This is a genomic window from Immundisolibacter sp. (assembly GCF_028696615.1).
GTDB lineage: Bacteria > Pseudomonadota > Gammaproteobacteria > Immundisolibacterales > Immundisolibacteraceae > Immundisolibacter.
The window spans coordinates 1-3,271 of record NZ_JAQVGQ010000267.1 but is presented as its reverse complement, the minus strand read 5'-3'; the positions used below and the strand labels follow the sequence as shown (position 1 = coordinate 3,271).

The 3,271-nt window shown below is 70.5% G+C and carries 2 protein-coding genes; both read left to right on the top strand.

The window, feature by feature from the left end:
* On the top strand, positions 1-460 hold a 460-nt coding region (locus PHC73_RS12965; protein WP_300129050.1), incomplete at its 5' end, for a fumarylacetoacetate hydrolase family protein.
* A 103-nt stretch (positions 461-563) separates the two neighbouring features.
* Positions 564-3,125, top strand: coding sequence for an alpha-glucan family phosphorylase (gene glgP, locus PHC73_RS12960; protein WP_300129047.1), 2,562 nt, complete (start codon positions 564-566; stop codon positions 3,123-3,125).
* Positions 3,126-3,271: the final 146 nt, after the last annotated feature.

Genomic DNA, 3,271 nt, shown 5'->3' with positions numbered 1-3,271 from the left:
CCTGCGCCTGGCCCGGCCGCTGCGCGGGCCGGGCGTGACCGTGCAGCAGGCGCGCGCGGCGCTGCGCGGCTGTCATCCGGCCATGGAGCTGGTGGAGAACCGCGGCGACTTTTCCGCCCAGCTCGCCGTGGCGGTGGCGGACAACGTGCAGCAGCGGGCGTTCGTGATCGGCCCCGAGGTGCCGCTGGCGGCCGACGCCGACCTCGCCGCGGTGCGCTGCACGGTGGACATCAACGGCGCCGAGGTGGCGCAGGCCACCGGCGATGCCGTGATGGGCGACCCGTGCGCGTCGCTGGCCTGGCTGGCCAACAAGCTCGCCGAGTACGGGCGCGGGCTCGAGGCCGGGCAGTACGTGATGAGCGGCTCGTTCACGCGGCAGTTCCCGCTGCGCCCGGGCGACGTGGCGCAGACGCGCTTCGAGGGCATCGGCACGGTGACGGTGCGGGCGCGGCCGGCGTGAGCCGGCGCCGGCACGCGCCGGCTGCATCGGTGTCTTGCCTCGCGCCGATTGGCACGGAGCCTGCACGCAAGGCGATGATCCTGTTTTAAGCGGAAAAATTGCGATGACCCACACCACGTTCACGCTCGAAGTCGAACCACGCATCCCGGCCCGCCTGCGGCGCCTGGAGGAGCTGGCCGGGGACCTGGTGTACAGCTGGGACCGGCGCGTGCGGGCGCTGTTCGCGCGCTTGGATGGCGAGCTGTGGCGCGCCTGCGGCCACAATCCGAAGGTCTTTTTGCGGCGCGTGTCGCAGCAGGCGCTGGACGAGGCCGCGCAGGACCGCGGCTACCTGGAGGAATACAGCCGTGCCCTGTCCGGCTACGACAGCTACCTGCAGGCGCAGGCCAGCGAGCGCGTGGCGGTGCATTTCGACCCGCAGACGGACCTGGTGGCGTATTTCTGCGCCGAGTACGGCCTGCACGAGAGCCTGCCGATCTACTCGGGCGGGCTCGGCATCCTGGCCGGCGATCACTGCAAGGCGGCGAGCGACCTGGGCCTGCCGTTCGTGGCGGTCGGCATGCTGTACCGGCAGGGCTATTTCACGCAGGCCATCGACGGCCGCGGCCAGCAGCAGGCGCTGTACCGGCCGAACCGCATCGAGGACCTGCCGGTCACGCTGGCTACCGATGCCACCGGCGCGCCCATCCGCGTGCAGGTCGAGCTGCCCGGGCGGGTGGTGGGGCTGCACGTGTGGCGCGCCAAGGTGGGGCACATCGATCTTTACCTGCTCGATTCCGACCTGCCGGAGAACAGCGAATCCGACCGCGCGCTGACCTACCAGCTGTACGGCGGCGATCGCGAGTGGCGCATCCAGCAGGAGATCGTGCTCGGCATCGGCGGCGTGCGGGCGCTGCGCGCGCTCGGCCTGGCGCCGACGGTCTGGCACATCAACGAGGGTCACGCCACGTTTTCGGTGCTCGAGCGCTGCCGCGAACAGGTGGCGCAGGGCCTGTCGTTTGCCGCCGCCCTCGAGCGCGTGGCCGCCGCCACGGTGTTCACCACCCACACGCCGGTGCCGGCCGGGCACGACATCTTCGACGCCGCGCTGTTCGATCGTTACTTTGCGAACTTCGCCCCGGCGCTGGGCATCGGTCTGGACGCGCTGCGTGCGCTCGGCCATTCGCCGCAGAACCAGGGCAGCTTCAACATGACCTCGGCGGCGCTGCGCGGCACGCGCTTTCACAACGGCGTGAGCAAAATCCATGGCGAGGTCGCCTCGCACATGGAGCATTACGTCTGGCCGGACATCCCGCCCGAGGAAAATCCCATCACGCACGTCACCAACGGCGTGCACGTGAGCACCTTTCTGGCGCAGGAATGGACCAACCTGCTCGACGTGCGCTTCGCCGACTGGCGCGGCTCACTGACCGACTGCCAGTGGTGGGAATGCCTGCGCGAGGTGCCGGATCACCGGTTCTGGAGCCTGCGCCGGGAGCTGAAAACCCAGCTGCTGCAGGTGGCACGCCGGCGGCTGATGGAGCAGCACCGCCGCGCCGGCATGGCCGAGGCGCAGCTACGGCGTATCACCCAATACCTGAACACCGACAACGGTGACGTGCTGGTGCTCGGCTTCGGGCGCCGTTTCGCCACCTACAAGCGCGCCACGCTGCTGTTCCAGGACCCCGAGCGCCTGGCGCGGCTGCTGGGTGACCCGCAGCGGCCGGTGCTGGTGATGTTCGCCGGCAAGGCGCACCCGAACGACCTGCCCGGTCAGGCGCTGATCCGGCAGATTTACGAGTTCTCGCTGCGCCCGGAGTTCATCGGCCGCATCCTGCTGCTCGAAAACTACGACCTGAACCTGGCGCGGCGGATGGTGTCCGGCGTCGATGTGTGGCTGAACAACCCGGTCTACCCGCTGGAGGCCAGTGGCACCTCGGGCATGAAGGCGGCCATGAACGGCGTGCTGAACCTCAGCGTGCTGGACGGCTGGTGGGCGGAGGGCTACGACGGCAGCAACGGCTGGGGCATCGTGCCGCACGGCACCGACTTCGACCCGGTCTACCGCGACCGCGAGGAGGCCAGCGACCTGTACGACCTGCTCGAGCGGCAGGTGATCCCGCTGTACTTCGAGCGCCACGGCCACAGTCACCCGCCGCAGTGGGTGGCCATGGCCAAGCAGTCCATGATCAGCATCCTGCCGCGTTTCAACGCCGAGCGGCAGGTGCTCGACTACGTCGAAAAACTCTACGCGCCGGCGCGCGATCACCGTCGCCGGCTCGATGCCGTCAGCGATGGCGCCGCCGCGCTGGCGGCCTGGAAGCGGCGGGTGCGCGAACAGTGGTCGGGGGTCGGTTTCGTGCCGCCGCCGGCCGAGCCGGCCAGCGGCCGCACGCTGGCGTTCGGCGAGGCGCTGGACGTGCAGGCGGTGCTGCGCCTGAACGGCCTGCGCACGCAGGACGTGGTGGTGGAATGCCTGCTCGGCGAGCTGCAGGATGACGGCAAGCTGGTGGTGCAGGAACGCCTGGAGCTCGAACCGGTCAGCAGCCAGCCGGGCGGCGAGGTGACCTACCACCTGGCGCTGCGCCCGCGCCGTACCGGCCTGCAGCACTACCGCATCCGCGCCTACCCTTACCACGAACTGCTGGCGCACCGCTTCGAACTGGGCTGCATGCGCTGGCTGTAGGTCGCCGAGTGGCGCCGCGCTCGCCGGCTGGCTAGGGGCGGCCGGGCATGCCGGTCGGCAGCACGCCGCTGGCGCTCGCTTATGCCGCCGGCTTGGCGGTGGCGCTGCTGGCGCCGCGTCTGCCGGGGCCAGGCTGGATGGTGCTG

What these genes read in the sequence shown, in the direction of transcription:
- glgP (WP_300129047.1), top strand. Translation starts at nt 564, where the DNA reads ATGACCCACACCACGTTCACGCTCGAAGTCGAACCACGCATCCCGGCC.